Genomic DNA, 24,629 nt, shown 5'->3' with positions numbered 1-24,629 from the left:
AACCGTGGCGGAGGCCTCCTGGTCCTCCCAGCGACCCACCAGGCGATCGGCCAAGGCCGCGTCAATGCGCGGCGTCGGCTTCCACCCGGGCCTCCCGACGCCCGTGGGGCACTGGCGACTCTGTGGTGGACAGCTGCCCGACATACGGGCTGCACCAGCTGACCCACTGCTGCCGGGCCGGCCGACAGTCGTCCGGCACCGACCACCCATCCCCACCACGGTCGGGACAAGGCCCGGTCAGGCCAGGCCCAGCCCGGCGTCCGGCACCTTGCCCGCCTGCGCCTGCTCGATCCGCTTCACCAGCATCACCGCGAACCGCCGCGTCGCGGCCACGTCCACCGGGCCACCCTCCGTGGTCACGCTCGCCACCACCGTGCCGGAGCGCACCACGATGCCGACTCCCTCGCCCTGGGCCAGCGGGCCCTGGAACGCCTGGCTCTCACTTCCCAGCGCCGGAGTGTCGATCTTCTTGAACGGCCCGGCGGCGTAGGAGGCGTACGTCTCCTTCAGCCGAGTCTTGGCCGCATCCCGGCTGGGCAGCGTCTCCACGATGAAGCGGGTGACCACGTCGCCCGAGGCGAAGCGGACCGACCCGCTGAGCGGCTTGCCGGTACAGGGAGTGGCCGCGGTGCAGGTCACGGCGTGGTCGGCGGTGTCGACCTTGCGCTTCTCTTCCTCCCATCCGGCCATCGTCTTGGCGTCCGGCAGCACCTGGCCGACCACCTTGTCGTCCAGCAGCGCCCCCTCCAGGTCCGCCCCGGGCGTCTCCGCGGCGGTCGGTGTCGGCGCGCCCGCGGGTGCCGGGGGCGCACCGGACGCAGCCCCGGAAGCAGCACCGGACGCGACACCGACCCCGGCCGGCGCCGACGAGGACGCGTCGGCGGCTGGCGCGGACGCCGCTGCCGTACCGGCGGCCGCCGCAGTAGTCGCGACCGCCGCACCTGGGGTTCCCGTGGCTGCCTCCTTGGCGTCCTTCGAACCCCCGGAGGAGCACCCGGCCAGCACCGCCACCAGTACCCCGGTCGCCACCCCGGCGACTATTCGCCGACCACCCATCCCCATCGCCCGCTCCCTCCGGCTGTCAGTGACCCCTCAACATAGCCGCAGCTCCGCCCCCACCCGCCGCCGGGCCCCGTACCCGAATCACGCCCCGGACCTCACCCCGATCTCGCAGCACACCCACGCCCGCCAACGCCCGCCAACGCGCATCACCGCCGCACCTGGTGTCTACGCCAGGCACGGCAGGCCCAACGGGCAGGACAGTCGCAACGGACCCAACAGCTGTGGCGGCCGCCGTGACAGCCACGGACCCCCGGCGCCCGGACATCGCCCCGGGCCGAGCGGCCCAGCGGGGCGTCGCCCTCGCCCTAGATGAGGTGGTGGGCCTGCTGATGCCGTACGTCGGCCGCGTCTGCGCGCCGATCGCGCTGCAGGACGCACCCGATGCCGCCCAGGAGGAGATGGTCGGGATCGTCCGGAATCTGCACCGACTCAAGTCATCCGAGGCCCTGTTCGGCTGGGCACGGGCCACGCCGCCCCTCCCGCCACCGAAGCCCGTAGCTCGACGCCCGCCCGCGCGCCCCGCTGCCCGCCGCTGTACTGCCCGTCGGGCGCCCGGAACGCCGACGGGGCGGCGACCAACAGGTCACCGCCCCGCCGACGATCCACGCGGTCGACGCGATCCACGCCGGCTGCGTCATTCGCGCAGGCCACGCCGTCCGTGCGATCCGCCCGGTCTGCGCAGTCCGCCCGGTCCACGCAGTCCGCGCGATCCACTCAGCCCGATCAGACCGCCGGAGCCGGGTAGGTCGGGTACTCGACGCCCGAGATGTACTGCACGACCCGGGCGACCTGGCACGAGTAGCCGAACTCGTTGTCGTACCACAGGTAGAGGATCGCGTTGTCGCCCTCGACCTTGGTCGCGCCGGCGTCGACGATCGAGGAGTGGCGCGAGCCGATGAAGTCGCTGGAGACCGCGTCGGGCGAGTCGATGAAGTCGATCTGGCGCTTCAGCGGCGAGGTCAGCGAGACGTTCCGCAGGTACTCCAGGACGTCCTCGCGGTTGGTCTCCCGCTTCAGCTGGAGGTTGAGGATCGCGATGGAGACGTCCGGCACCGGCACGCGGATCGAGCTGCCGGTGATCTTCGCCTTGAGGTCCGGCAGGGCCTTGGCGACGGCCGAGGCGGCACCGGTCTCGGTGATCACCATGTTCAGCGGCGCGGAGCGGCCGCGGCGGTCGGCCTTGTGGTAGTTGTCCAGCAGGTTCTGGTCGTTGGTGAACGAGTGGACGGTCTCCACGTGGCCGCGGACCACGCCGTACTCGTCCTCCATCGCCTTCAGCGGCGGGACGATGGCGTTGGTGGTGCAGGAGGCGCAGGACAGGATCCGCTCGTCCGGCTTGATCATGTCGTGGTTGACGCCGTGCACGATGTTCGGGACGTCGCCCTTGCCCGGGGCGGTCAGCACGACCTTGGCGATGCCGGGCTGCAGGTGCTTCGACAGGCCCTCGCGGTCACGCCACCTGCCGGTGTTGTCGATCAGGATCGCGTCCTTGATCCCGTACTCCGTGTAGTCGACCTTGGTCGGGTCGTCGGAGTAGATCACCGTGATCTCGTTGCCGTTGGCGATGATCTTGTTGTTCGCCTCGTCAACGGTGATCGTGCCCTGGAACTGCCCGTGGATGGAGTCACGGCGCAGCAGCGAGGCCCGCTTGACCAGGTCGTCGCCACCGCCGTTGCGCACGACGATGGCCTTCAGCCGCAGGCCGTTGCCCGAGGCCTTCTCGATCAGCAGCCGCGCGACCAGCCGGCCGATGCGGCCGAACCCGTACAGCACGACGTCCTGGGCGGACCGGCGCTCCAGCTTGTTCTCACCGGTGGCACCGGCGACGGCCCGGGCGGTGAACTCCTCGACCGACAGGCCGTGGTCGTCCGCCTTGTACGTCGCGGCGAGCATGCCGATGTCGATCTGCGAGGGGCCGAGGTCCAGGGCGGTCAGCGCGCTCAGGAACGGCATCGTCTCGGTGACCGAGAGCTCCTCGCCCGCTATCTGCCGGGCGAAGCGGTGCGTCTTGAGGATGCTGACCACCGACTTGTTCACCAGGGACCGGCTGTGGAGCAGAACGGTGACGTCCCGCTCCCGGTGCAGTCGCCCGATGATCGGGATCATCGACTCCGCGATCTCCTCGCGGTTCTTCCAGTCCGTGAACACGTCGTCGTTGACAGTCACAAGTCCATCTTTCGAGCTGAGGGTGTTGCCCACATGGTAGCTTCGCCCGCCCGCGCCCCAACGGCCGGTCCCACCCTGCACCGCGACACCCCTCCCCGCCCCCACCCCCTCGACCTGCACTTTCACCCCCACCCCACCGTCCGCCACCTACCCGGGGGTGATCACCGCCACCCCGTCGGGGCCTGTGCCCGGGTGGAGTTGCCCGGGGTGGGGCGGGGTGGGGTAATGGGAGGCGGCCGGTGTTTGAGCGTTGCGCGAGAGACCCGGGAGCAGGAATGACCGGTGGTCCCGAACCCATCAGTGCTGAGGGCCTGCGAGCGGTGCAGGAGGAGTTGGCGCAGCTGCGGGCGGAGCGGGGGGACGTCGCGGCGACGCTGCGGGGGGTGGAGCCGGTGGGGGACCGGGCGGATGCGGCGGACGAGTTGCAGCGGGCGTCGGAGGTGACGCGGCTGGACCGGCGGATCGCCGAGTTGGAGGAGCGGCTGCGGGAGGCGTCGGTGGCCGGGCCGCCGTCCACGGAGGCGGTGGGAGTGGGGTCGACCGTCACGGTGCGGTTCGCGGACGGCGCGGAGGAGACCGTCGAGATCGCGGAGCTCGCCGAGGAACGGGAGTTGACGCTGGTGACGGCGGACAGCCCTCTGGGGAAGGCGCTGCTCGGGCGGCACGCCGGGGAGACGGTGAGCTACGAGACGCCGGGCGGCGCGGCTAGTGCGGTCGTCCTGGCGGTCGGCGACCGGGGTTAGTTCTCGCACATCGGTGCACTGCAGCGCGCCACGTCGCGCCGGACGCTGCTGGGCGTCGGCCGAGCCGGGCCGAGAGCCTTCGGCTGCCCCTGCTGCGGGCGTCACCCGGACCGGGCCGGTTTTCCGCGCTGCACCCGTCTCCGGAACGCGTAGGCTTCCGGAATCCGCTGCGGCTGGTGATGCCGCCCCGGCGGATTCGGTGAGAACGACAAACGACGCAACGAACTTCGCCGACGGCGTCACGCCCCGTCAGGCCCCCGTTGTTGTCCGCCTGACCGTCGGCGCAGTCGCGGCCTGGCGACGGACGAGCCAGCCGTGTGCACCACCGGGGACGGCTTCTCGGCGGGCGGTGCCGGCCGCCGGAGCCCGACCGACCCGCCCGCCCTGTCCGCCCGGGCCCGAGGCCTGGAGCCCCGGGCCCCGGGCCCGCCGGCACCGCTCGGACGACCGCGGCCGCGAAACGCGCGAGGATTCATCCGTAGAGTCCGCCGTGACAGAGACCGCGACGACAGAGTTCGCCATGACAGAGGCGGTCGCACTGCTGTCCGTACCGACCATCCGCTAGGAGCCGACGACCATGGGCCGAGTGACCGTACCGCGCAGGGTGCTGCGTCTGCGCCAGGGCACGCCCTCGTACCGCCCCGACACCCTGGCCGCCGAGGAGCCGATGGAGATTCGGGTGGGCGGGCGCCCGCTGACCGTGACCATGCGCACTCCCGGCAGTGACTTCGACCTGGCGGCCGGCTTCCTCGTCAGTGAGGGCGCGGTGCACGCCGCCGACCAGGTGGCGGGGATCCGCTACTGCGCGGGTGCCACGGCCGACGGCGGCAACACCTACAACATCGTCGACGTCGTGCTCGCCCCCGGCGTGCCCGCCCCCGACGCCTCGCTGGAGCGCAACTTCTACACCACCTCCTCCTGCGGTCTGTGCGGCAAGGCCAGCCTGGACGCGGTGCGCACCACCGCGCCCTGGAGCGTCGCCGGGGACGGGCTGCGCGTCGCGCCCGAGTTGCTCGCGGCCCTGCCGGACCGGCTGCGTGCCGCCCAGAAGGTCTTCGACAGCACCGGCGGTCTGCACGCGGCCGGCCTGTTCGACGCCGGAGGGCGTCTCCTCTGCCTGCGCGAGGACGTCGGCCGGCACAACGCCGTGGACAAGGTGGTCGGCCACGCCTTGCGGGAGCGCCTGCTGCCGGCTCGCGGCACGGTGCTGATGGTCAGCGGCCGGGCCTCGTTCGAGCTGGTGCAGAAGGCCGTGATGGCGGGGATCCCGGTGCTCGCGGCGGTCTCCGCGCCCTCGTCGCTGGCCGTGGACCTCGCCGAGGAGAGCGGCCTGACCCTGGTCGGCTTCCTGCGCGGCGACTCGATGAACGTGTACACCCGCACCGACCGCATCCGACTCCCCGACGAGAACGGGATCGGGAGCGGGAACGGAAACCAGAACGCGATCGGGAACCAGAACGGGAACGGGAACGGGAAGAAGACGGAGGACACCGCCGCGAACGCGGATGCGGCCGAGTAGCGGACGAGGGGACCGGCGCTTCTTCCGGCCCGCCCTGTACGAGGCGGTGCGCAAGGGCGCCGCGCGGCGCGGGGCCGCGGGGCCGCGGGGCCGTCGCCGGTGTCAGTCGGTGGGCTGGGGCGTCCAGCGGTGCAGGCCCTTGCGGTCGTAGTAGCGGGTCATCCCGAAGCCGAACGCCAGGGCCAGCACGACACCGACGGCGATCATGACCCAGCCGCGGGCCAGCCCGGCGTCCGCCCGGGCGTCGAAGAACAGGATCGCCCGGATGCCGTCGCTGAGCTGGCGCATCGGCTCGAAGACGCTCAGGAAGCGGTAGAAGCCGGGCACGGCCTGCAGCGGGACGGTGGCGCCGGAGGACGGCAGGGCCAGGGCGATGAAGACGAACATCGACACCAGCTGCCCGATCCCGCCGAACGCGGCGTTGATCGCCTGCACTCCGAGGCCGACGGCGAGGCTCGCGCAGTAGGCGAAGAGCCAGAGCATCGCCTGGTGCGGGGCGTCCATGCCGAGGATGCCGACCGTGCAGAGCAGCACGAGGGAGGTGGTGACCAGCATGATCCCGGCCGTCATGATCATCTTGAGCAGCAGGGTCTGGGTCCGGCTGATCGGGACGGTGGGGCGGCGGGTGTGCCAGGGGCCGATCTCGCTGTCGCTGTAGCCGAGCGCGCCGTCGACGCCGTTGTGGATGATGTTGCCGCCGATGAAGCCGGTCAGGACGGCCAGCAGGGTGAAGTAGAAGGCGCTGAGGCCGAGCCCGCTGTGGCTGCCGATCGGGTGGCCGACCTGGGTGGTGACGGCGATGGGGTCGGCGAGCAGCAGCCGGGCGGTGGCGCCGGTGTCGGGACCCGGGGCGGGCGCGGCCGGCAGGGCGGCCAGCAGTTCCCGGCCGGCTGCCAGGGAGGCCTGGTGGGCGGCGTTCTGGGCGATCTGGGAGGCCAGCGACGAGCCGAGGCTGCCCAGGCCGGGGTTGGTGAGCACGGTGACGGTCGGCCGTTCGGTGGCGCCGCCGGTGACGAGCGCGGTGGTGGCGGCGGTGAAGTCCTTGGGGACGAGCAGCGCGCCGTAGACCTTGCCGGTGGCGAGTTCGTCGCGCATCCCGGCCTCGTCCACCTGCCGCCACGCGACGGTGCCGGAGGGTGTGCCGGCCACGATCGCCTTGGTCAGCCGGGTGCCGAAGTTCTCCGGTCGGCCGGGTGGCGGCGCGCCCTGGTCCGCGTTGACCAGGGCGATCGGCAGCCGGTGCAGGTGCCCGGTCGGGTTCACGATGCCGCCCATGTAGAGCAGTGAGAGGACGACGGCCAGCACGCCGCACAGGATTCCCGGGAAGAGCCACAGCTTAGGGTTCCGGGCGAGTGCCAGCGCCCTCGCTTGCCGGGGAGCCTCCTGGGAGCCTGTGGTCGCCATGCCACCCCTCGGGTCCGGGCACGACTGGTGCCGCTGCGGGTACGGCGGGTAGTCGTTCCGTGGCGGCCGGAGGGCCAAACCCGCGTCACCCGGGTGGCCCAAGGGGTCGGTGCAGGCGTGCGGGGACGGCCACTACGCCTCACCCGCCGCACGCGCCGGCATACCGCTACGCGTCGGCACTACCGGTATGCAGGTACGTGCCGGGACGCCCGGACACGCCGGTACGTGCCCGGGCGGGCGAGGCCGCCTGCGGTGCGCCTCAGCGGACGTCGACGGTGTAGTGCCGCTCGTCCTGGTCGCCGCCGCCGGCGTGGTGGGGGTCGTGCAGGGTGAGGGTGGTGCGGCCCGGGTTGGGGCCGGCGCGGAAGACGAAGTAGTAGCGGCCGCCGGAGCCGGCCGAGCCGGTCGCGCCGACGAGGTCCTTGAGGCCGAAGTTCTTGACGTACTCGTCGCCCACGGTCTGTACGGCGGCCGGGTCGGGTGCCGGGTCGGCCACCGTCCAGATCTGGCCCGTGACCCGGTGGGCGCTGACCTCGACGGAGAACAGCTCGCCCGGCTTGACCGCCAGGTCGCCGGAGGACGCGGTGAACACCGTGCCGTGGTCGAGCTTGCCGGTGGTCATCCGGTGGATCACCACCGCGCCCACCGCGCCCGCGACGGCCAGCAGGGCGATCGCAGCGATCAGGATCCGGCGCCGGGTCACTGGTTCGCCTCGCGGTGGGTGACCCGCAGCGCGAGGACGGCGGCGACGGCCTCCAGCCACCGGGCGACCAGCAGGTCCCCGGTGGCGTCCCCGACGACCATCGCGGCCGACTCCAGCCAGCCGCGCGCCACGGCCGCCGCCGGGCCGGGCAGCGGCTCGGGCAGGGCGGCCGCGTAGCGGGTGCCGCCGGCGCGGACCACCTCGCCGAGGAAGACGAGGGCGCGCGGCAGGACGCCGAGCCGGTCGACGGTGATCGCGGCGGCCACCGCGCCGTCGCCGAACAGCGTGGAGCGGTGCCCGCCCGGGTTCGGCAGGCCGAAGCGCAGCAGGATCCCGACGTCGAGCTCGGCCAGCCGGGCGTCGCTCATCGGCTGCGGGGTCGGTTGGGGGGTGGTGCTCACTGGGGCCTCACTTGGGCATCTGGACGTGGTCGGCGATCGGCATGTTGCCGCCCTGCGCCGCGCCCTCCATGTGGTTGTTGACGAAGTCGCTCTCGCTCACCCAGACGGTGTAGCCCCAGGGGTTGTAGATCTCCAGCTGGTCGCCGCGGTGCCCGATGATCATCATCTGGTGGCCGTCGGGGCGGAACCAGGTGTCCTCCTTGACGCCGATCGGCACCGGCTTGCCCTGGTCCACCGCCGACTCGACCTGGGCCAGCACGTCCTTGCGCTGCTCCGGGCCCTCCAGGTCGACGGTGTGGTAGCCCGCCCCGGTGTGGCTGCCGATCTCGGCGTTGGCGGCGTCCTTCGACTCCCCGTCACTCATGCCGTCCTGCCACCCGTTCCACCAGCTCTTGGTGTCGTAGACCCGGTCGGTCTCCTTGAGCCAGCGGTCGTACGCGGCCTGGCCGTTGTCGTACTTCGGGTCGCCGGGGTGGCCGCCGGTGGTGAGCTGGAGGGAGAAGAGCGGGTCGACCATGGCGCGGGCGGTGACGGTCGAGCCGGCCACGCAGGTCGGCTTGTCGCCCTGGTTCCACGCCACACCCTGGTAGGCGGTGTCGGACTGGTTCCCCGAGGCGGAGTCGATCTGCACCGGGGAGAGGCGCTGGGCCAGCCAGGCCGGGTCGCCGGCGTGGTCGTGGATCTGGTCGTCGAAGGCCTTGACCTCGTCGTAGCTGTGCCCGGCGGCCAGCGCCTTCATCAGGTAGGCGCGTTCCTCGGGGGACTTGCTGCCGGCCAGCAGCTGGTCGAAGCGGGCCCGGTCGGCGTCGCTCATCTTGTCCATGAACTGGCCGGCCCGGGTCACGTCGTTGGCGGTGAGGATGGTGCCGAACTGGTCGCTGCCGGCGACCTCCGCGTCCGCGATGACCAGCTTGTCGGCCGCGCCCAGGCCCTTGTTCTTGAAGCGGGCGGCGAGCGCCTTGCCCGCCAGCGCGTTCAGCTCCCGGGCGGCGGCACGGCCGGCGTCCTCCGCCTTCACCGCGGCATCGAAGATCGACTTGATGCCGGCCTTCGCCTTGCCGTGGGCGGTGTGCATCTTGTCGTCGTCCCAGTTGATCGGGTCCGGTGCGCCCGCGACGGTGATGTCGTGCAGCAGTTTCAGCGCCTCGCTCAGCGGCTCGTGGCCCTGCCCGTGCAGCGTCTGCGCCTCGCTGAGCGCGGACGCCAGCGCGTTGAGCTGGTCCCGGCCCTTGCCGAGCATGTCGCGGCAGCGCGTCAGGTCGTCCGCGGAGGCCTTGACCACCTCGGCCGCCTTCTCGCCGACCTGCCCCGTCCACGCGTCCGGCAGGTGCTCGGCGCCGACCCGGGCCACCTTCACCCGGATCTCGTCGAGCTGACTGCTCGCCGTGTTGTACGAGGTGGCGAGCTGGCCGAGCTTGCCCGGGTCGCCCTTGGGGGCGGGCAGTTGCAGGGCGTCGTGGACGGCGTACTTGAGGTCTCCGGCGCCCCACATGCCGTGCGAGTCGTCGATGGTCTTCTTGAGCCGCTCGGCCTGCTCGCGCTGGTTGCCGAGGTTCCCGAAGGGGTTGAGCGGGTCGATGCTGTGGTCGGGCACGTCACGCCCCCTGCTGCTGGTACTGCTGGCCGACGCCGTGGTCGGTGGTGCTGTAGTTGGCCGCGGTGGTGTGCACCTTGCCGCCGAGGTCGTTCAGCGCGTCGACGTTGACCCCCAGCTCGTCCTGCCAGGCCGTCCAGAACGCCTTGGCCGCGTCGCCCGCGCCGTACTCGCCGAAGGTGTCCTCGCCGGACATGCCCAGCTTGCCCAGCGCGTCCTTGACCGAGCCCACGTCCGTGCTCGCCGCGATCAGCTGGTCGCCCGCGTCGCCGAGCTTGTCCGGGTGGGCGCTGAAGCCCGCCCCGGCACCGTCGCCACTCATCCGTCGTCCCCCGGTTCCCGGTCCGCCCCGCGCAGACCGGCGGTCAGCATAGCGGCAGTTCTGCCGCCACCCGCAGGCCCGGACGGCGGCTTGATGGGCCGGTCGCACAACCCGCCCGATCTGCGCGGAACGATCACAGGATCGAGGGAATTCCTTGGTGAACCGTCAGGGGCGAGCCGTCAGAGGTGAAGCGTCGGGACTGAAGCGCCGGGAGCCCGCGGGCGCCGGTCGGGCCGGCACCCGGGGCCGGCGCGCACCGGTCACCACTCGCCACCGCTCAGTACTACTCGCCACTGCTCGTCACTACTCGTCACTACTCGTCCAGGTTCGCCATCACCCAGGCCTCGGCCTCCAGCAGCCGTTCCTCGACCTGCGCCGTGTCGGCGCCGCTCACCACCACGAAGCACAGGTGCGAGGCGCTGTGCAGGGTCACCGCCCCGGGTTCCAGGTCCTCGTTGACCTCGTAGTGCCGCACCCACGGGAACGGCGGCGCCCCCGGCACCCGCACCGGACGGCCCTGCGGCAGGATGGAGACCGAGCCGTGCACCTCCGCCGGCGGCTCGGTCGGCGGCGGCGGAACGGGCAGCCCGCAGGACTGGCGCAGCACCGCCGTGTGCAGGTCCACCCCGTACGTGGCGCGGGTGATCCACGGGATGCGGTCCCCGCCGACCCGCGAGGCGATCTCGCACAGCACGAGCCCGTCGTCCGGGGTGTGGAACACCTCCAGGTGGTACGCGCTGACGGCGGGGGTCTCGAAAGCCGACAGCGTTCGGTCGAGGAACTCCTCCAGCCGGCGGGCCGTCCCGCTCTCCGGACGCAGCTGCACCGAGCCGTTGTTCCGGCCAGAGAACACCCCGAGGCAGCTGCGCAGGTAGCGGGAGGAGGCGACGAAGCGGTAGCCGTCACCGAGCACCGCGTCGACGTGGTACATCGGGCCTTCGACGAACTCCTCGACCATCAGGTCCTCGCGCCACCGCCGCCGGCTGAACGCGAGCAGGTCCTCGTCCGAGCGCAGCACCGCGATGTCGCGCGATCCGCCCTGGCTCACCGGCTTGACGACCACCGGGTACCCGGCGTCGGCGAGGAAGTCGGTCAGGTCCACGATCGTGGCGAGCCGGGCCCACCGGGCGGTCGGCACGGCCCGGCCGGCGACCTCCTTCATCACCGCCTTGTCGCGGAACGACCGCGCGCTGACGGCGGATTGACCGATCAGGCCGAGGTCCTCGCGAATCCGGGCCGCCCGTTCGAGGTCGTACTCGTTGTCGGTGATGATGTGGGTGAACGGTCGCTCCCGGTGCAGGCGACGGATCATCAGCTCCGCGTAGGGGACGGCGTCGGAGTCCGGCACGTACTCGTAACGGCCGAGTTCTTCGGTGTTCTTGAGCTCGTTCTGGCTGAACACCTGCAGATTGTCAGTGAGTTCGGGGAACATCGCGGGGTAGTCGAGCCGGGGGCCGTAGTTGAGCACGGCGATGTTGGTCATGGCGAGCGCCTCTCAATTGTCGTACGGAGTAGAGGAGTTGCTTCCCGGGCTACTTCGGAGCGACGGCCCGGAGTGGCGGCAGCGGAGTGGTGACTCCGGCGTCGCGGCTCCGGCATAGCGGCTCCGGTGTCGCAGCCTCGGCGTCGCGGCGTCGGAGTCGTGGCTTCGAAGTCGTAGCTTCGGGGTCGTGGCTTCGGGGTCGCGGCTTCGAAGTCGCGGGTCAGCGCACCCGGTTGGCGAGGAAGGTGCCGGCCGTGGCGAGGACGAGCCCGCCCACGGTCAGCGCGCCCAGCGGCTGGTCGAGCAGCAGGGCGGCCAGGACGGCGGTGCACATCGGCACCAGGTAGAAGAGACTGCTGACTTGGCCCGTCCCGTGCCGCTGCAGCAGGTGGTAGAGCAGCCCGACGCCGACGATCGAGTTGATCAGCGCCGTCCACAGCAGGACCGGCCAGAAGGTGGCGGCGGACCGCACGTCCCAGCCTTCGACCAGCAACGCGGGCACAAGCACCGCCACTGCGGCGGCCAGCAGTTGGACGGCGTTGCCGCTCACCGGCTCCATCCGCCCGCAGTGGCGCTTCTGGTGGACGGTGCCGTACGAGATGCCGAGCAGTCCGAGCAGCAGGAAGCCGAGGCCCAGCAGGTAGCTCCCGGACAGGTCGATCCGGTCGGCGACGGCAAGGACGACCCCACCGAGCCCGAGCACCAGGCCCAGGCACTGGCCGCGCGAGACCCGCTCGCCGAGCAGTGGCACCGCCAGCAGCGAGGCGGTCAGCGGGTAGAGCGCGATGACCAATGCAGCAAGCCCGGAGGAAACCCCGAGCTCCATGCCCACGTAGATGCTGGAGAACTGCACGCCTTGGACGAGCACGCCGGCCACCGCGACGTGCAGCAACAAGCGCCCGCGAGGCAGGCGCTCCCGGCGGATCCCGGCGATCGCCAGCAGCACGAGACCGGCGATCGCGAACCGTAAGGCCGCGAAGGTGTAGGGCGCCGCGTGACGCAGGCCGAGCTTGCCGGAGACGAACCCGGAACTCCAGACCGCGACGAGTGCCACCCGCAGGGCCAGGTCGGCCCCCTTGCCGCGCGGTGCGGCGGCGGTATGCGGGTCTTCGCCCGGGCCGGCGCCCCGGCTTCCGGCCGGGTGTCCGGCTGGCCCTCCGCCTGGGCCTTCGGCTGGGGCTGCGGGGCACTCGGCACTCTCGACCGGCGGGGTCTGCATCGTCATCTCCGAGCTCCTCCGAGTCTCCAAATGTTCGATATACAGCACAGTAGAGCAGAATACCGCTCAGGTCGAGACGTGCGAGCGCCGCCGCCATCGACTCGGATCAAAACGACGACTGCCCCACGGACCTTTGTCCGTGAGGCAGGTGGGAGGTTGACGGGTTGGGGGTGCGTGGCCCGGAGGGCGGAGCGGTCAGTACAGGCTGGAGAACAGCACGCACACCAGCTGGGCCGGTTCGCCCGTGTCGTTGCGGAAGTTGTGCGGGCGGCCCGCCGACCACTGGATGCAGTCCCCGGCGCTCAACACGTGGTCCACCCCGTTGTACCGGGCCACCAGGGTGCCCCTGGTCACCATCACCAAGTCGGAGCCCTCGTGCTGCAGTTCCTCGTCGATGCCGCTGTGCGGCGCGAAGTCGCCGGTGACGACCTGGTACCCGAGCTCAGGCGAACGCAGCACCCGGTAGACCACGCCCGGGGCCCGCCGCAGCTCCTCCTGCCCCTCCCGGGGGAACACCGACGGGGCGGACGGCCCCCGGGAGAAACCGAGGAACGATCCGACGTCATGGCCGAACACCCTCGCGAGCCGGCCGAGCCGCTCCAGCGCGATGTCCGTCTCACCGCGTTCCAGCGAGGCCAGGAAGGACACCGACAGTCCGCACTCGGCGGCCACTTGGCGCAGCGACATGCCGCGCTGGGTCCGCAGCCGCTGCAGGACCTCACCGGGGCGCGGGAAGCCGAGCTCCGGGTCACGAGGGCTGGGACCGTCGGCGGCACCAGGAGCGCCGGTGGGGCCAGGAGCGTCGGTGGAAGGAGCCGAGTCAGCCATGATCGCATCCTAGGTCCCGCCGACCGCCCCACCAGCGGCACCCGGCCTTACTCCCCCGCCTTCGTCCTACCCCTTCTCTACGTCAAGCTCGTTGACATAGCCTGCGCGCATGAGCGAACGCGTAGTCCCGGAACCGCACCGGAAGCGGCGGCGCCCCACCAAGCAGGGCACCGTCCTGTCTGCCGAACTCATCGTCGACACCGCGATCCGGCTCGTCGGACAGCACGGCGCCGAAGCACTCACCGTCCGGCGGCTCGGCGCCGCCCTCGGCGCCGACCCGAGTGCGGTCTACCGCTACTTCCACAGCACCGACGACCTGCTGATCGCCATCGCCGACGAGCTCATCGGCCGGGCCCAGCACGGCTGGCAGCCCACCGGCGACTGGCGGGCCGACCTGCGCGCCATCGGCCTGCGCATCCACGCCAGCTACCAGGCCCACCCGCAGGCCGCCCTGCTCGCCGCCCACCGCACCACCGGCCGCACCCACGAGATCGCCGCCGTCGAAACAATCCTCGGCATCCTGCGCACCGCCGGCTTCCCGGACGCGGAAGCCGTCCGGACCTACCACGCCTTCGTCGACCAGAGCCTCGGCTTCGCCGCCCTGGACGCCGCCGCCCTGGCCCTCCCCGCCCCCGCCGCCACCGCCGACCTGGAGGTCTGGCAGGCCTCCTACGCCCAACTCGACGCCGCCACCCACCCGCACATCGCGGCCACCGCCCACCTCCTCACCACGGACATGCGCCGCAGCGGCTACCCGTACGCCCTGGACCTCCTCCTCGACGCCGCCGGGGCCCGACTCGGGGCCTGGCTCGGAACCGGGCGGAGCAGCGGTTCGTAGGGCACCGTCACCCGGTCGGGCGCTGAGCCACCAGCCGGCATCGAGGGGCGCCGGGCGCCGGGCGACGGGCGACGGGCGACGGGCGACGGGCGACGGCGCCTGCGGTTCCCGGGTCGGTCAGTCCGCCGCGTGCACCAACTGCCCGCCCACGTAGGTCCGCAGTACCCGGGCGTGGGCGATCTCGGAGGCCGGCCCGGTGAGGATGTCCCGGTCCAGCACGACCAGGTCCGCGAGTCGCCCGGCCTCCAGGACGCCGGCGTCGTCGTGCCCGTTCACGTACGCGGACCCGGCCGTGTACGCGGCGATCGCCGTACCGAGGTCGAGCCGCTGTTCGGGCAGGAAGACGCGCCCGTCGGTGGCCTCCGGTTCCATCCGGTTGACCGCCACGTGCAGGCCCGCCAGCGGGTCCGGGCTGCTGACCGGCCAGTCGCTGCCCGCCGCCAGGGTGGCGCCGGCGCGCTGAAGGTCGCCGAAGGGGTACTGCCAGGCGGCGCGTTCCGGGCCGAGGAACGGGATGGTCAGCTCGTCCATCTGCGGTTCGTGGGCGGCCCACAGCGGCTGGATGTTGGCGACCGCCCCGAGTCGCGCGAAGCGGGTCAGGTCGTCCGGGTGGACCACCTGAAGGTGGGCGAGGTGGTGGCGGGCGCCGCGCCGTCCGTTGGCGGCCCGGGCGGCCTCGACGGCGTCCAGCGCCTCCCGGACGGCCCGGTCGCCGAGGGCGTGGAAGTGCACCTGGAAGTCGAGCGCGTCGAGCTCGGTGACGTAACCGCGCAGCGCGGCCGGATCCACGAAGCTGAGGCCCGAGTTGGCGGTGGCGCAGCCGCAGCCGTCCAGGTAGGGGCTGGTCATCGCGGCGGTGAAGTTCTCCGCGATCCCGTCCTGCATGATCTTCACCGAGCCGGCCCGGAACCGCCCTTGGCTCAACTCCTGGCGCCGTCTGACCAGTTCGGGGATCTGTTCGGCGCCCTGGTCGCGCTGCCACCAGAGCGCGCCGGTCACCCGGGCGGTGAGGCGGCCGGAGCGCGCCGCGGCGAGGTAGGAGTCGGACGGGTCCGGCTGGCCGTTGAACTCGCCGAGCAGCGCGTCCTGCCAGCCGGTGATGCCGAGCGAGTGCAACAGCCGCTGGGCGCGCAGCAGCCCGTCCAGCCGGTCGGCGGCGGTGGAGGGCGGCACCAGCCGGGCGACCAGGGCGGTGGCGCCCTCCTGGAGCATGCCGCTCGGGGTGCCGTCGGGCTCGCGCTCGATCCGCCCGTCGGCCGGGTCGGGGGTGTCCCGGGTGAGGCCGGCGAGTTCCAGTGCCCGGGTGTTGGCCCAGGCGCCGTGGTGGTCCCGGTTGGTCAGGTACACCGGCCGGTCGGGGACGACGGCGTCGAGCAGCCCGCGCGTCGGCAGGCCGCCGTCGAAGCTCTCCATCGACCACCCGCTGCCGGTGATCCACTCCTGCCGGGGGTTGGCCTCGGCGTACGCCCGGATCCGCTCCAGGTAGTCGGCGACGCCCACCGTCCCGGTGAGGTCGCAGGCCGCCAACTCGGCCCCGCCGAACACCGCGTGGATGTGCGCGTCCTGGAAGCCGGGCAGCAGCAGCTTGCCGGTGAGGTCCACGACCTCGGTCTTCGGCCCGATCAGTTCGCGGACCTCGTCGTGGCCGACGGCGGCGATCCGCTCGCCGATCACCGCCAGGCCGCTCGCCCGGGTGCGGGCGGCGTCGCCGGTGTGCACGGGTCCGTTGGTGAAGACCAGGTCGGCCTCGGTCATCGGTGGCGCTCCGTTCCTGTTTCTCATGCCTGTTCTCGTGCCCGTTCTCGCGTTTGTTCTCGCGCCTGTCCTCATGCCCGCCGGCGCTCTGCTGCTGCTGCCCTGCGGCTGCTCTGCCGGCGCCCTGCCGCCGCCCTGCCGCCGCTCAACTGCCGTTCTCCTGCCGCCCTGTCGCCGCGCGGGGACGGCGACGGCTTCCGGCTCACCGGAAGTACGGTGAGCGCCGCCGCCAGCGGGCCCAGGCCGCAGCCGGCAGCCCGCTGACGATCATCAACGTCACCACGGTCAGCTCGAACCACCCGTTGCCGGCCGACAGTTCGAAGTGGTCGGTGGAGTCGTAGAAGCTCCAGGCGAGGTAGCCGCCGACGGCGAGCAGTGCCGCCGCGCCCAGCAGTGGCCCGACCACGGCACGCAGCCCCTCCACGAGGTTCGTGCGCAGCAGCCCGCGGAACCGCACGGCAGCCGCGATGGCGGTCAGGGCGTAGTAGAGGGCGACGATGATGCCGATGGCGTTGACGGCGGCCGAGATCAAGTCGTTGACGGTCGGGATGGCGACCGAGGCCAGGGCCAGCGCGGCGGCGATGCCGGTGACCAGCAGGGTGCCGACGGCGGGGGTGGCGTGCCGTGGGTGCAGCCGGGTCCAGACCGGGCCGAGCACCCCGTCTCGCCCCATCGCGTACATTCCGCGGGCGGTCGGGATGACCGAGGACTGCAGCGAGGCCACCGCGGAGAACATCAGGGCGATCAACGGCAGTGCGGCGAGCGGCTGGTGGGCGAGCCGGGCCCCGAAGTAGGCCAGGCCGTGCGCGCCGTTGTCGGCCAATTCGCCGATCGGAAGCACCCGTTGGAAGGCCGTGCCGGCGAGGAGGAACAGCAGCATCATCACCACCAGGGCGATCATGCCGCCTCGGGAGGCGTCGCGCGGGTCGCGCACCTCCTCGCCGACGCTGAACACCGATTCGAAGCCCCAGTAGCAGAACACCGCCAGCACCATGCCCTGCGCGACGGCGTCGAGGGAGGGGAGGTCGAAGGGGTTGAACCACTGCAGGGAGAACGGCTGGTCCCCCGCGAACAGCCCGTACCCGCAGAAGCCGAGCAGCACGACGTACTCGAACACCAGCAGCGCCTTCTGCAACCGGGCCGCCAGGTCCAGCCCGCGCACCGCGACCAGCGCGGCACCGACCAGGACCACCAGGCCGAGCAGGGTGCACTGGACGGTCGAGTCCGCGTCCAGCCGCACGCCCGCGACGCCGCGCACGTGGGCCTGGTCGAGCAGTTGGACGACGGACGAGCCGGTGACGGTCGTGGTGTACGCCATGAAGACCACGGTCCCGACGGTGTTCACCCACCCGGTGAGGAACCCCAGCCAGGGGTTGAGGATCCGCCCGACCCACCGGTAGCTGCTCCCGGCATCCGGCTCCACCGCGTTCAGCCGCCCGTACCCGCCGGCGATGGCGAGCACGGGCAGGAAGGCCAGCAGCATGATCGCCGGAAGGTGCATGCCGACCACCCCGGCCATCAGCCCGAGGCCGATCCCGATGCTGCTGGTGGCGGCCGTACTGGAGGCGGCGATCGCCGCACCGTCCAGCAGGCCGATGGACTTCTGCATGCCGGCGGGGGCTCCGCCCGCGTCCGCTCTCGGGCCGCTGCCCGTGTCCTTCACCGTCGATGCCAACGGATCACCGCCTTGGTCGTGGGGGTGCACCTGTGGGGGAACGCACGCGCCGGAGGGGCGGCGCCATGCGGGGTGCGAGCCATGAAACCGGCGGCGCCTTCACACGTCAATGCCGTTGTCGTAAGGCCGGGCGGTGATGCCTCCGGGTCCGTCCCCGGCGGCCGCTCGCCGGTTCGCTTGCGGCCGGCAGCCACGCTCGCCCACGTCGTTCACGGGCTCCGGTCGGGGGCCTTCCAGACCGCGCCCACCGCGACCGAGCAACGCACCGGGCCCCGGAGGGTCCGGCGTGACCGCCCGTCCACCGGGGCCCGTGGTCCGTGTCACCCCGCGACGCCAGAATGGGGATATGCCCACCTTGGAGACCACGCCGAAGATCCGCGCCCGGATGAGCAAGCAGCGCAGTCACGACACGAGCATCGAGATCACCCTCCGCAGGATCCTGCATGCGGCGGGCTTCCGCTATCGCGTGCACCGCAAGCCGCTCAAGGGCATGCGCCGTGAGGCCGACATCCTCTTCGGTCCGGCGCGCATCGCAGTCTTCGTCGACGGCTGCTTCTGGCACGGTTGCCCCGAGCACGCGACGTGGCCCAAGAACAACGCCGGGTTCTGGCGGGAGAAGATCGAGAAGAACCGTGCCCGGGACCTCGACACGGATGCCCGGCTCGCTGCGGCCGGTTGGCTGTCGGTCCGCGTCTGGGAGCACGAGAGCGCCGTCGAAGCCGCCGAGCGCATCGCAGCGCTGGTCCGGGAACGGCGGCCGGGGCCCGGGCGGAGCACGGCCGAAGCGGCGACCGAGTACACCGCACGTCTCGTCGCCGGCTAGACTCTGGCCACATGACCAGCTCGGGCGCAGCCGCTCCATTCCTCGCGAAACCACGCATTCTGGACCTTTTCGCCGGTCCCGGCGGTCTGGACGTGGCTGCGAAGATGCTCGGCGTGCCCTCGCTCGGCATCGAGTGGGACAAGGACGCCTGTGAGACGCGTTACGCGGCCGGGCTCAGGACGTGGCATGCGGACGTCAGCGAGGTCCGGCGGGAACGATTCCAGAAGCTCCCCGCAGACCTGAACGTGTTGGCCGGCGGGCCGCCCTGCCAGACGTACTCCGTGGCCGGCAGCGGTGCGGGACGCGAGGCCCTGGACAAGGTCAAGGAGCTCATCCACCGGTTGGTCGACGGGGCCGGGGAGGAGAACGTCGACGAACGGCTGGCGGAGATGGGTGGCGATCCCCGAACCGCCCTGGTCCTGGAGCCGCTCCGGTACGCGATCAAGGCCCTCGCCTGCCCGAACCGCAACGGTCGCCCGTTCGACGTGATCGTCCTGGAGCAGGTGCCCGCCGTCAAGGCGCTCTGGGACGTCTACAAGAAGGCTCTGGAGAAGGGTCTGCCCCGGGAGGACGGAACGAGGGTCCGGTACGAGGTCGCCGAGGTCAAGACCCTGCACACCGAGGCGTACGGCGTCCCGCAGACCCGCCGCCGCACGATCCTGATCGCGCGGCTCGCCGAGCACGGTGTCCCTCCGCTTCCCGCTCCGACCCACCACGTCTTCAACCTGCGCAGGCCGGAGGAGGGCGGGCCCGACGACGCTCAGCCCACGCTGCCGGTGGACGGGGCGGCGCCGCTCAGGCCCTGGGTCGCGATGGAGGAAGTGTTGACGAGCCGACGGGGCCCGTTCGAGATCGTGTCCAACTACGGCAGCGGCGGCGATCCGAAGAACCGCGGGATCCGAACGCACAAGCAGCCGTCGTTCACCGTCACGGGGAAGGTCTCGCGCAACGCGGTCCGACGGCACCCGAACGGTCCCGACCTCGACCCCGACCGCCTGACCATCCCCGAGGCCGGCATCCTCCAGACCTTCCCGCCCGACTATCCGTGGGGCGGCGGAGACCAGTCGCAGCAGGTGGGTAACGCCGTGCCTCCCCTGTTCGGCATGCACGTGCTGGCGGCGGCCCTGTCGCTGCCGCTCCCGCCCGAGGAACGGCTGCGGGAGAGCTGGCCCCGGCTCGACAGGACCGACACGAGGTACACGGACCTGCGCCTGGAAGGTTGCGAGGCTTCCGGCGGCTGCGGCCCCGACTGCCCGAAGCCCGAGGATCAGGCTTCTTCCTCGGCCGCTTCCGGCTCGTCCCGCCCCCGGACCGGCGCGTCGGCGAAGAGGTCGGCGAAGTAGTCCGCCAGCATGCTCACGGACAGCTCCGGCGCGGGTTCCTCGGCGGGGCCTGTCGGAAGCGCGTTGCGTGACACCTGGCGGGCCGTCTCGGCCTCGTCGATCCAGTCGAGCAGTGGACGGGAGTCCCGCTCGGAGTGGTCGGGAGCGATCACGTCGTACATCAGCGTCGCGGCGGAGGCGTTGACGGCTCCGGCCAGGGCGTTGGCCTCACGGCCGCCGGTGATCGTCCCCTTCACGACCAGCCGGACGATCGCCTGCGCCGTGGGCCGGTGGTTGATCACGGACATCCGGAGTGCCGTGTTGAGGATGTCCTGGTTGCCGCAGGCCGTCACCACGGGTCCGTAGTCCGCACCGTCACGGAAGAGTTCCGCCGCCCACCACAGGCGGGCGAAGGCCTGCTTGTGGTACGGCCCGCGGAAGCGGACGGCCGCCACCTTGGCGACCTTGTCGTCCTTGGGTTCCGGCAGGTGTCGCCAGACCACGTAGTCCGGGGCGACGCCGAGGGCGAGGTAGTTCCAGAACCCGGGGTCGGCCGCCTCTCGGCGGGTGAGTCGGAGCGCCGCGTGGAGCCGCGGGGCGAGCCAGGCGTCGGCCTGGGTGGCCTTGAACCCGTTGCTCCGGCAGTAGGCCATGGCGTCCTCGGCCAGGTCGCGGACAGGTCGAAGCTCGCCGCGCCGGTCGGTGTGCGCGAGCGGTTCGGTGACCTGGTTGAGCTTGATGCTCGGCACCTCCTCGCGACCGGTGAGCAGCCCGTCGGTGAGGAATTCCGCCGCCTCGGCGTTCGGCAGCACGGCCAGGCGCTCCGGGAGGTGGCTGGGCCGGTCGGTCATGCGTCGTCCCCCTGCGTGAGGCGTTCCAGGTCTCGGATGGTGGTGGAGAGCGTCCGGGGGACGCCGGCGCGCCGCGAGGCGGCGAAGTGGATCCGGGATTGGAGTTCCCCCCATCCGGTGGCGGAGGCGCCGGTGCGAGCCGCGTGCACTTCTCTCAGCGCGTGCTCCGGCTCGTGCCCGGGGTACATGTCGGGGAGCATTTCCCGGAGCACGTCGCCTTGCCAGCCATGGGGGAACACCGGTGTGCCGTCCTCCTCGACCTCGAGGTCGCCGACGGCGGAGTGGAAGACGGCCGTCCACACCTCGGAGCACATCTGGGCGAGGAGGACCTCCCGGACGGTCGCCTCCGGGCCGGTGCCGCCGTCTGCGCCGATCAGGTCGCCGAGCCCCTCGAAGTCGGTGTTGACGCGCACGACGGGGATCCGACCGGTGGTGTCGACCAGCCAGGGGGAGTCCCTGAAGCGCTGGAGCCGGCCGGCTCCGGAACCGAAGTTCACCATCCTGACCTCGAGTTCGCGCGCGAGTGAGGGCACGACCGCGGTGACGTCGACGAACCACTCCGTGTCGGAGGTCGCGATGACACGCCCGGGGACGCCGTCGACGGTGGCCACCACGTGCACGGCGAGGGTGGCGCGGTCGAGAAGGTCGCAACGGTTCAGGTACAGCTCGGCCGTCCGCTCGCGGCCGTCCGCGGAAACCGACGAGAACTCCACGGTCGTACGGGTGTTGGTGGCCCGTTCCGTCAGGACGGCCACGACCTTGGTGTTCTGCCATGGCCCCGCGGGATCCAGTGCCTTGGCAGGGAGGCCGGCGGAGAGTCGGAGCCGGGCCTCGGTCCAGTCGGGGCGGTCCTCGTCGGGCCCGAGCGCGACGACGCGTTCGACGACGGAGAGATACTTGCTCTCCACGTCCTCCCAGGGCTCGCCCTCGGCCTTGAGTTGGGCACTGTCGACGCGCCAGGAGACGTTTCCGGTGAGCCGCCGGTAGGGGTAGACCTTCACGCCTGCTCCCCCTTTCCGCTGCGGAGTTCGACGACGAGTCCGGTGAGTTGGGCCCGGACCGGATGCCGGGACACGTCGGTGATCCCCCGGAAGACGGCCTTGCGGCTTCCCGCCGACAGCTGCAGGGCACCGTCGACGACCTCACAGCCACTGACGGCGACGAGTTCCTTCCAGGGCGCGGCCGGGCGCGGCCCGGAACGCACGTCGAACTTGGCGACCGGCGTCACCGGCCGGTCCGTGTCGACGCCCGACGACACTCGCAGGTCGACGGTGACCGACCAGGCGCCGGTTTCGTCGATCAGCGCGTCCACGTTGTCCAGTTCGGGCAGGACCGCAGCCGTGGCCTGGCGCGGCTTCCTCGCGCTGCCGCCCAGCTTGAGCCGCCCTGCGATCTTGGCTTCGCCCCCGTTGCGGCGCCTGGCCCGGGGCACCGCCACGAGGTCGCGAACCGCGGCGTTCGCCGCGGTGGTCAGGGCGGCGATGCGCCGGTGCGCGGACGGCGAGTAGGCGAGGCGCAGTTCCTCCGTCTGCCCCCACTTGTTGTGCTCGGGCGGCTCCGACGCGCGGAGGAACTCTTCGGCGGCCTCGGCGCCGGGGGCGTCCGGGCCTGCCGCCCGACCGGCGAGCAGGACCGCCTGGAAGGGGTTGGTGCCGATCGGGATGTTGGTGGCGGGGCTGTCCTTGACGGTCATGCGGTTGCCCCGCATGGAGACCAGCCGGTTCGGACGGCCGTCGGCGTCCTCGGCATTGGTCACCAGGAGCACTGCCTCGTGCGGCACGCCACCGCGTACCTGACCGCCGTGGAGCGGCACGTTGAGCGGTACGACGGCTCGGGCGACCTGGCCGGGGCCCGTCAGCCGGTCGACGGTGGTCCCCTCCAGGAAGGCGCGCAGGGCGCGGGTGCGGGACGGCTGGGCGACGGCCGGGTCCACGTGCTCCTCGGGGATGAGCACCTCCCCGTTGCGACAGGTGCGGACGGACGCCTCGAGGTGCGGCTTGTGGTCGCCGCCGCCGGTCATCGCCGCCCAGAAGTTGCGGCCGAGCGCGTCGACGAGGCGTGCGTGCATGCGGTGCACGGAGTCGTCGTCCTCGGCGGTTTCCTCGTCGTCCACGGCACCGTTGACGGACAGCAGGCTGGCCACGTCGTGGGCGCCCACGATCAGGAAGGACGTGCCGGGAGCCGCGCTCTCGCGGGTGAGGTGGAGCTTCTCGACGGTCTCCTCGTCGGCCCACCAGGAACGGACCACGTCCGCGGACTCGGTGGTCGGGTCGGGGCGCCCGAACCAGGCCGGGCCGGCACACGCGCGACCGTCCACCTCACGCCACGGCAGGTCGAGCCGGCCGATGAGGCGCCGTTCGGTGCGCCCCTCGTGGGGTTCGGAGAGGGTGGAGTTGATCAGCACCAGGCCGAGCCGGCTGGTGGCCCACAGGGTGGCCTTGCCCAGGCCGTAGGAACCGCCCGCCCCGAGGTCCCGCTTGTGGCTGTCGAGTTGTCGACGGACGACGGCGGCGAAGAGCCCGTCCTCGTAGTCACCGCCGGTCAGCCCGGTGGCGTTGTAGTCGTCGACACGGAGCAGCACCAGGCGGTCGTGCTGGTACATGTCGCGCAGTCCGGCCGCGATCGTGCGCGAGACCTTGCCCTGTTTCCCGCCGTCGGCGGTGAGTGCCTCGTAGTGGGGACGCAGACGCTCCCAGTCGATGGCCTCCCGGAATCGGGCCAGAGCCTCCCCGGTGAGTTCGTGCAGGGTGTAGCGTACCCGGACGGGCTCGACCGGATCGAGGCGCGCGTCGAGGCTGTTCTGGGTGGCCTCGCGCGCGAGTACCGAGACATCGGCCTCGAAGGCGAACGCGGCGGCATTGCCGTACTCGCGACCGCCGTCGGCGTGGGCCGGCCGGTGGTACCAGGTGATGGGCAGTCCCAGTTGGGCGTCGGAGCTGCGGGTGTGGATGGTTTCCAGGTCGGTGTTGAGCACCTCCGCGATCAGCCGGATGGTGTCGTCCCGGGGTACGGAGCGGCCGACGATCCAGGCCGAGACGGCGGCTCGGGTCACGCCCAGGTCCTCCGCCAGATCGGTCTGGCTCTTCCCGGCGTTCTTGAGCTGGCGCGCCAGCCAGGGGCCGAAGTCCTCAGCCGCCTTCACGTCCCACCTGCTTCCGGATGGCTTGTTTCACGAGGTGGAAGCCACGCTACCGCATCGCTGTTGACAGCGACAGGCCCTTGTCAACCGACCTTTGACAGGGTCGCGCCCGACGCGGCCGGAGTCGAACGCGCATCTGGAACAGAAATCCGAAATCCCTTCCCAATTGCCCGAATTCCCACGGAAAGTCCGCCCGAGGCCGGGCCGGATCGCAGCTTGCACGCCGAGGGAATCCATGGGAAGGTTCTTTCCACTTCCCCGGCGGACGCCGCGTGAAGTGGCCCCGAAACAGGGGCCGATACATCTGATTTTTCCCGGGGGGGAATTCTTTTCGGCCGCCTCCGGAGTCCTCGTGGATTCCGTGTGTTCTCACGCGGCCCACTCCCCTCTGCATCACTGCACCACCTCGCACCATTCTCTCGTGCACGTCTCCACGAAAGCGAAAGCGCAGGTACCTCGGTGTCCCCGCAGAATTCCCCGCTCCACCGCATGCGTTCCATCGTCACCGCGTACGACCGGCTCGTCGACGATCCGCAGGCCCTGGAGACCTATCTCCACCTGGTGGGCGACATCGACCACGGCATGGTCACCTCCTACCGGAACGCCATTCGCAACGCGGACGCCCAGGCCCGCCGCCCGCGCCGCAACCCCGGCCGCTGTCGCCGCGTCACTGCGGCTACCCACTGCACCGTCACATTGACTGTGCGGCAGGCCCGCTGACGGCACCTCCGCCCCGTACCGCCGCCCACCCGCACGCTCCCGCATCCGAAGTGGAACCATCC

21 protein-coding genes are annotated in these 24,629 nt (G+C 71.8%); 6 read left to right on the top strand and 15 right to left on the bottom strand.

The window, feature by feature from the left end; translation table 11 throughout:
• Positions 1 to 237: 237 nt before the first annotated feature.
• Both IF30_RS47905 and IF30_RS0116205 read right to left on the bottom strand, forming a co-directional pair.
• Complete coding sequence (locus IF30_RS47905; RefSeq protein ID WP_158835186.1) at positions 238 to 1,029, bottom strand: hypothetical protein; 792 nt, start codon at positions 1,027 to 1,029, stop codon at positions 238 to 240.
• A gap of 756 nt (positions 1,030 to 1,785) precedes the next feature.
• Positions 1,786 to 3,228, bottom strand: a complete 1,443-nt coding sequence (locus tag IF30_RS0116205; RefSeq protein ID WP_030238141.1) for a glyceraldehyde-3-phosphate dehydrogenase — start codon at positions 3,226 to 3,228, stop codon at positions 1,786 to 1,788.
• Positions 3,229 to 3,503: 275 nt separating this feature from the next.
• Here IF30_RS0116205 and IF30_RS0116200 point away from each other — a divergent pair, with 275 nt between their 5' ends.
• Both IF30_RS0116200 and fdhD read left to right on the top strand, forming a co-directional pair.
• Positions 3,504 to 3,971, top strand: a complete 468-nt coding sequence (locus tag IF30_RS0116200) for a GreA/GreB family elongation factor (RefSeq protein WP_030238139.1) — start codon at positions 3,504 to 3,506, stop codon at positions 3,969 to 3,971.
• A gap of 577 nt (positions 3,972 to 4,548) precedes the next feature.
• Positions 4,549 to 5,490, top strand: coding sequence for a formate dehydrogenase accessory sulfurtransferase FdhD (gene fdhD / locus IF30_RS0116195; protein ID WP_078891420.1), 942 nt, complete (start codon positions 4,549 to 4,551; stop codon positions 5,488 to 5,490).
• A gap of 102 nt (positions 5,491 to 5,592) precedes the next feature.
• On the opposite strand, the gene IF30_RS0116190 is transcribed toward fdhD, so the two are convergent.
• The 8 genes from IF30_RS0116190 to IF30_RS0116155 form a co-directional block, all read right to left on the bottom strand.
• Positions 5,593 to 6,894: a YhgE/Pip domain-containing protein gene (locus tag IF30_RS0116190; RefSeq protein WP_030238132.1), complete on the bottom strand. Its 1,302-nt coding sequence runs from the start codon at positions 6,892 to 6,894 to the stop codon at positions 5,593 to 5,595.
• 259 nt (positions 6,895 to 7,153) lie between these two features.
• Positions 7,154 to 7,597, bottom strand: coding sequence for a protease inhibitor I42 family protein (locus tag IF30_RS0116185; protein ID WP_030238129.1), 444 nt, complete (start codon positions 7,595 to 7,597; stop codon positions 7,154 to 7,156).
• Complete coding sequence (locus IF30_RS0116180; RefSeq protein WP_234322716.1) at positions 7,594 to 7,998, bottom strand: hypothetical protein; 405 nt, start codon at positions 7,996 to 7,998, stop codon at positions 7,594 to 7,596. Before IF30_RS0116180 ends, IF30_RS0116185 begins: the two co-directional genes overlap by 4 nt.
• A gap of 7 nt (positions 7,999 to 8,005) precedes the next feature.
• The gene (locus tag IF30_RS0116175; protein ID WP_051710394.1) at positions 8,006 to 9,592 is read right to left on the bottom strand and encodes a hypothetical protein; all 1,587 of its coding nucleotides are present in this window, start codon (positions 9,590 to 9,592) and stop codon (positions 8,006 to 8,008) included.
• A gap of 1 nt (position 9,593) precedes the next feature.
• On the bottom strand, positions 9,594 to 9,914 hold the full coding sequence (locus IF30_RS0116170) for a type VII secretion target (RefSeq protein ID WP_030238120.1): 321 nt from the start codon (positions 9,912 to 9,914) through the stop codon (positions 9,594 to 9,596).
• Between the two features lie 313 nt (positions 9,915 to 10,227).
• The gene (locus IF30_RS0116165; protein WP_051710393.1) at positions 10,228 to 11,397 is read right to left on the bottom strand and encodes an ATP-grasp domain-containing protein; all 1,170 of its coding nucleotides are present in this window, start codon (positions 11,395 to 11,397) and stop codon (positions 10,228 to 10,230) included.
• 220 nt (positions 11,398 to 11,617) lie between these two features.
• Positions 11,618 to 12,622: a DMT family transporter gene (locus IF30_RS0116160; RefSeq protein WP_234322715.1), complete on the bottom strand. Its 1,005-nt coding sequence runs from the start codon at positions 12,620 to 12,622 to the stop codon at positions 11,618 to 11,620.
• A gap of 189 nt (positions 12,623 to 12,811) precedes the next feature.
• The gene (locus IF30_RS0116155; protein WP_030238111.1) at positions 12,812 to 13,444 is read right to left on the bottom strand and encodes a cupin domain-containing protein; all 633 of its coding nucleotides are present in this window, start codon (positions 13,442 to 13,444) and stop codon (positions 12,812 to 12,814) included.
• Between the two features lie 109 nt (positions 13,445 to 13,553).
• On the opposite strand from IF30_RS0116155, the gene IF30_RS0116150 reads away from it, so the two are divergent.
• The gene (locus tag IF30_RS0116150) at positions 13,554 to 14,282 is read left to right on the top strand and encodes a TetR/AcrR family transcriptional regulator (RefSeq protein WP_030238108.1); all 729 of its coding nucleotides are present in this window, start codon (positions 13,554 to 13,556) and stop codon (positions 14,280 to 14,282) included.
• A gap of 117 nt (positions 14,283 to 14,399) precedes the next feature.
• Here IF30_RS0116150 and IF30_RS0116145 read toward each other — a convergent pair whose 3' ends face one another.
• Both IF30_RS0116145 and IF30_RS0116140 read right to left on the bottom strand, forming a co-directional pair.
• Positions 14,400 to 16,037 (bottom strand): amidohydrolase, encoded by a 1,638-nt coding sequence (locus IF30_RS0116145; RefSeq protein WP_030238105.1) that lies wholly within the window; start codon positions 16,035 to 16,037, stop codon positions 14,400 to 14,402.
• 202 nt (positions 16,038 to 16,239) lie between these two features.
• Positions 16,240 to 17,646 (bottom strand): APC family permease, encoded by a 1,407-nt coding sequence (locus tag IF30_RS0116140; RefSeq protein ID WP_107054413.1) that lies wholly within the window; start codon positions 17,644 to 17,646, stop codon positions 16,240 to 16,242.
• A gap of 412 nt (positions 17,647 to 18,058) precedes the next feature.
• On the opposite strand from IF30_RS0116140, the gene IF30_RS0116135 reads away from it, so the two are divergent.
• Positions 18,059 to 18,535: a very short patch repair endonuclease gene (locus IF30_RS0116135; RefSeq protein WP_051710391.1), complete on the top strand. Its 477-nt coding sequence runs from the start codon at positions 18,059 to 18,061 to the stop codon at positions 18,533 to 18,535.
• Positions 18,536 to 18,546: 11 nt separating this feature from the next.
• Positions 18,547 to 19,878 carry a DNA cytosine methyltransferase gene (locus IF30_RS0116130; RefSeq protein WP_030238097.1) on the top strand — a complete coding sequence of 444 codons (1,332 nt, stop codon included), beginning with the start codon at positions 18,547 to 18,549 and terminating at the stop codon, positions 19,876 to 19,878.
• Here IF30_RS0116130 and IF30_RS0116125 read toward each other — a convergent pair.
• From IF30_RS0116125 to IF30_RS0116115, 3 genes are read right to left on the bottom strand one after another with little or no spacing between them, the layout of a single operon-like run.
• Positions 19,803 to 20,708: a DUF6339 family protein gene (locus tag IF30_RS0116125; RefSeq protein WP_030238095.1), complete on the bottom strand. Its 906-nt coding sequence runs from the start codon at positions 20,706 to 20,708 to the stop codon at positions 19,803 to 19,805. The genes IF30_RS0116130 and IF30_RS0116125 overlap by 76 nt on opposite strands.
• A complete protein-coding gene (locus tag IF30_RS0116120; protein WP_030238092.1) occupies positions 20,705 to 21,709 on the bottom strand; it encodes a hypothetical protein in 1,005 nt (334 codons plus the stop codon). The genes IF30_RS0116125 and IF30_RS0116120 overlap by 4 nt, the downstream gene beginning before the upstream one ends.
• On the bottom strand, positions 21,706 to 23,850 hold the full coding sequence (locus IF30_RS0116115; protein WP_030238088.1) for a helix-turn-helix domain-containing protein: 2,145 nt from the start codon (positions 23,848 to 23,850) through the stop codon (positions 21,706 to 21,708). Before IF30_RS0116115 ends, IF30_RS0116120 begins: the two co-directional genes overlap by 4 nt.
• A gap of 486 nt (positions 23,851 to 24,336) precedes the next feature.
• On the opposite strand from IF30_RS0116115, the gene IF30_RS0116110 reads away from it, so the two are divergent.
• Positions 24,337 to 24,567, top strand: a complete 231-nt coding sequence (locus IF30_RS0116110) for a hypothetical protein (protein WP_030238085.1) — start codon at positions 24,337 to 24,339, stop codon at positions 24,565 to 24,567.
• The last annotated feature ends 62 nt before the right edge of the window (positions 24,568 to 24,629 follow it).

The sequence above is a fragment of the Streptomyces sp. NRRL S-350 genome (assembly GCF_000719705.1).
In the GTDB taxonomy this organism is placed as follows: Bacteria; Actinomycetota; Actinomycetes; order Streptomycetales; family Streptomycetaceae; genus Kitasatospora.
The sequence above is the reverse complement of the archived record's forward strand: the minus strand, read 5'-3'. Positions and strand labels throughout refer to the sequence as shown.

Coding starts and splice junctions, on each gene's coding strand:
- IF30_RS0116125 (WP_030238095.1), bottom strand. CDS start 20,708: ATGACCGACCGGCCCAGCCACCTCCCGGAGCGCCTGGCCGTGCTGCCG.
- IF30_RS0116145 (WP_030238105.1), bottom strand. CDS start 16,037: ATGACCGAGGCCGACCTGGTCTTCACCAACGGACCCGTGCACACCGGC.
- IF30_RS0116135 (WP_051710391.1), top strand. CDS start 18,059: ATGCCCACCTTGGAGACCACGCCGAAGATCCGCGCCCGGATGAGCAAG.
- IF30_RS0116130 (WP_030238097.1), top strand. CDS start 18,547: ATGACCAGCTCGGGCGCAGCCGCTCCATTCCTCGCGAAACCACGCATT.
- IF30_RS0116110 (WP_030238085.1), top strand. CDS start 24,337: ATGCGTTCCATCGTCACCGCGTACGACCGGCTCGTCGACGATCCGCAG.
- IF30_RS0116140 (WP_107054413.1), bottom strand. CDS start 17,646: ATGCAGAAGTCCATCGGCCTGCTGGACGGTGCGGCGATCGCCGCCTCC.
- IF30_RS0116155 (WP_030238111.1), bottom strand. CDS start 13,444: ATGGCTGACTCGGCTCCTTCCACCGACGCTCCTGGCCCCACCGGCGCT.
- IF30_RS0116170 (WP_030238120.1), bottom strand. CDS start 9,914: ATGAGTGGCGACGGTGCCGGGGCGGGCTTCAGCGCCCACCCGGACAAG.
- IF30_RS0116190 (WP_030238132.1), bottom strand. CDS start 6,894: ATGGCGACCACAGGCTCCCAGGAGGCTCCCCGGCAAGCGAGGGCGCTG.
- IF30_RS0116150 (WP_030238108.1), top strand. CDS start 13,554: ATGAGCGAACGCGTAGTCCCGGAACCGCACCGGAAGCGGCGGCGCCCC.
- fdhD (WP_078891420.1), top strand. CDS start 4,549: ATGGGCCGAGTGACCGTACCGCGCAGGGTGCTGCGTCTGCGCCAGGGC.
- IF30_RS0116200 (WP_030238139.1), top strand. CDS start 3,504: ATGACCGGTGGTCCCGAACCCATCAGTGCTGAGGGCCTGCGAGCGGTG.
- IF30_RS0116165 (WP_051710393.1), bottom strand. CDS start 11,397: ATGACCAACATCGCCGTGCTCAACTACGGCCCCCGGCTCGACTACCCC.
- IF30_RS0116160 (WP_234322715.1), bottom strand. CDS start 12,622: ATGACGATGCAGACCCCGCCGGTCGAGAGTGCCGAGTGCCCCGCAGCC.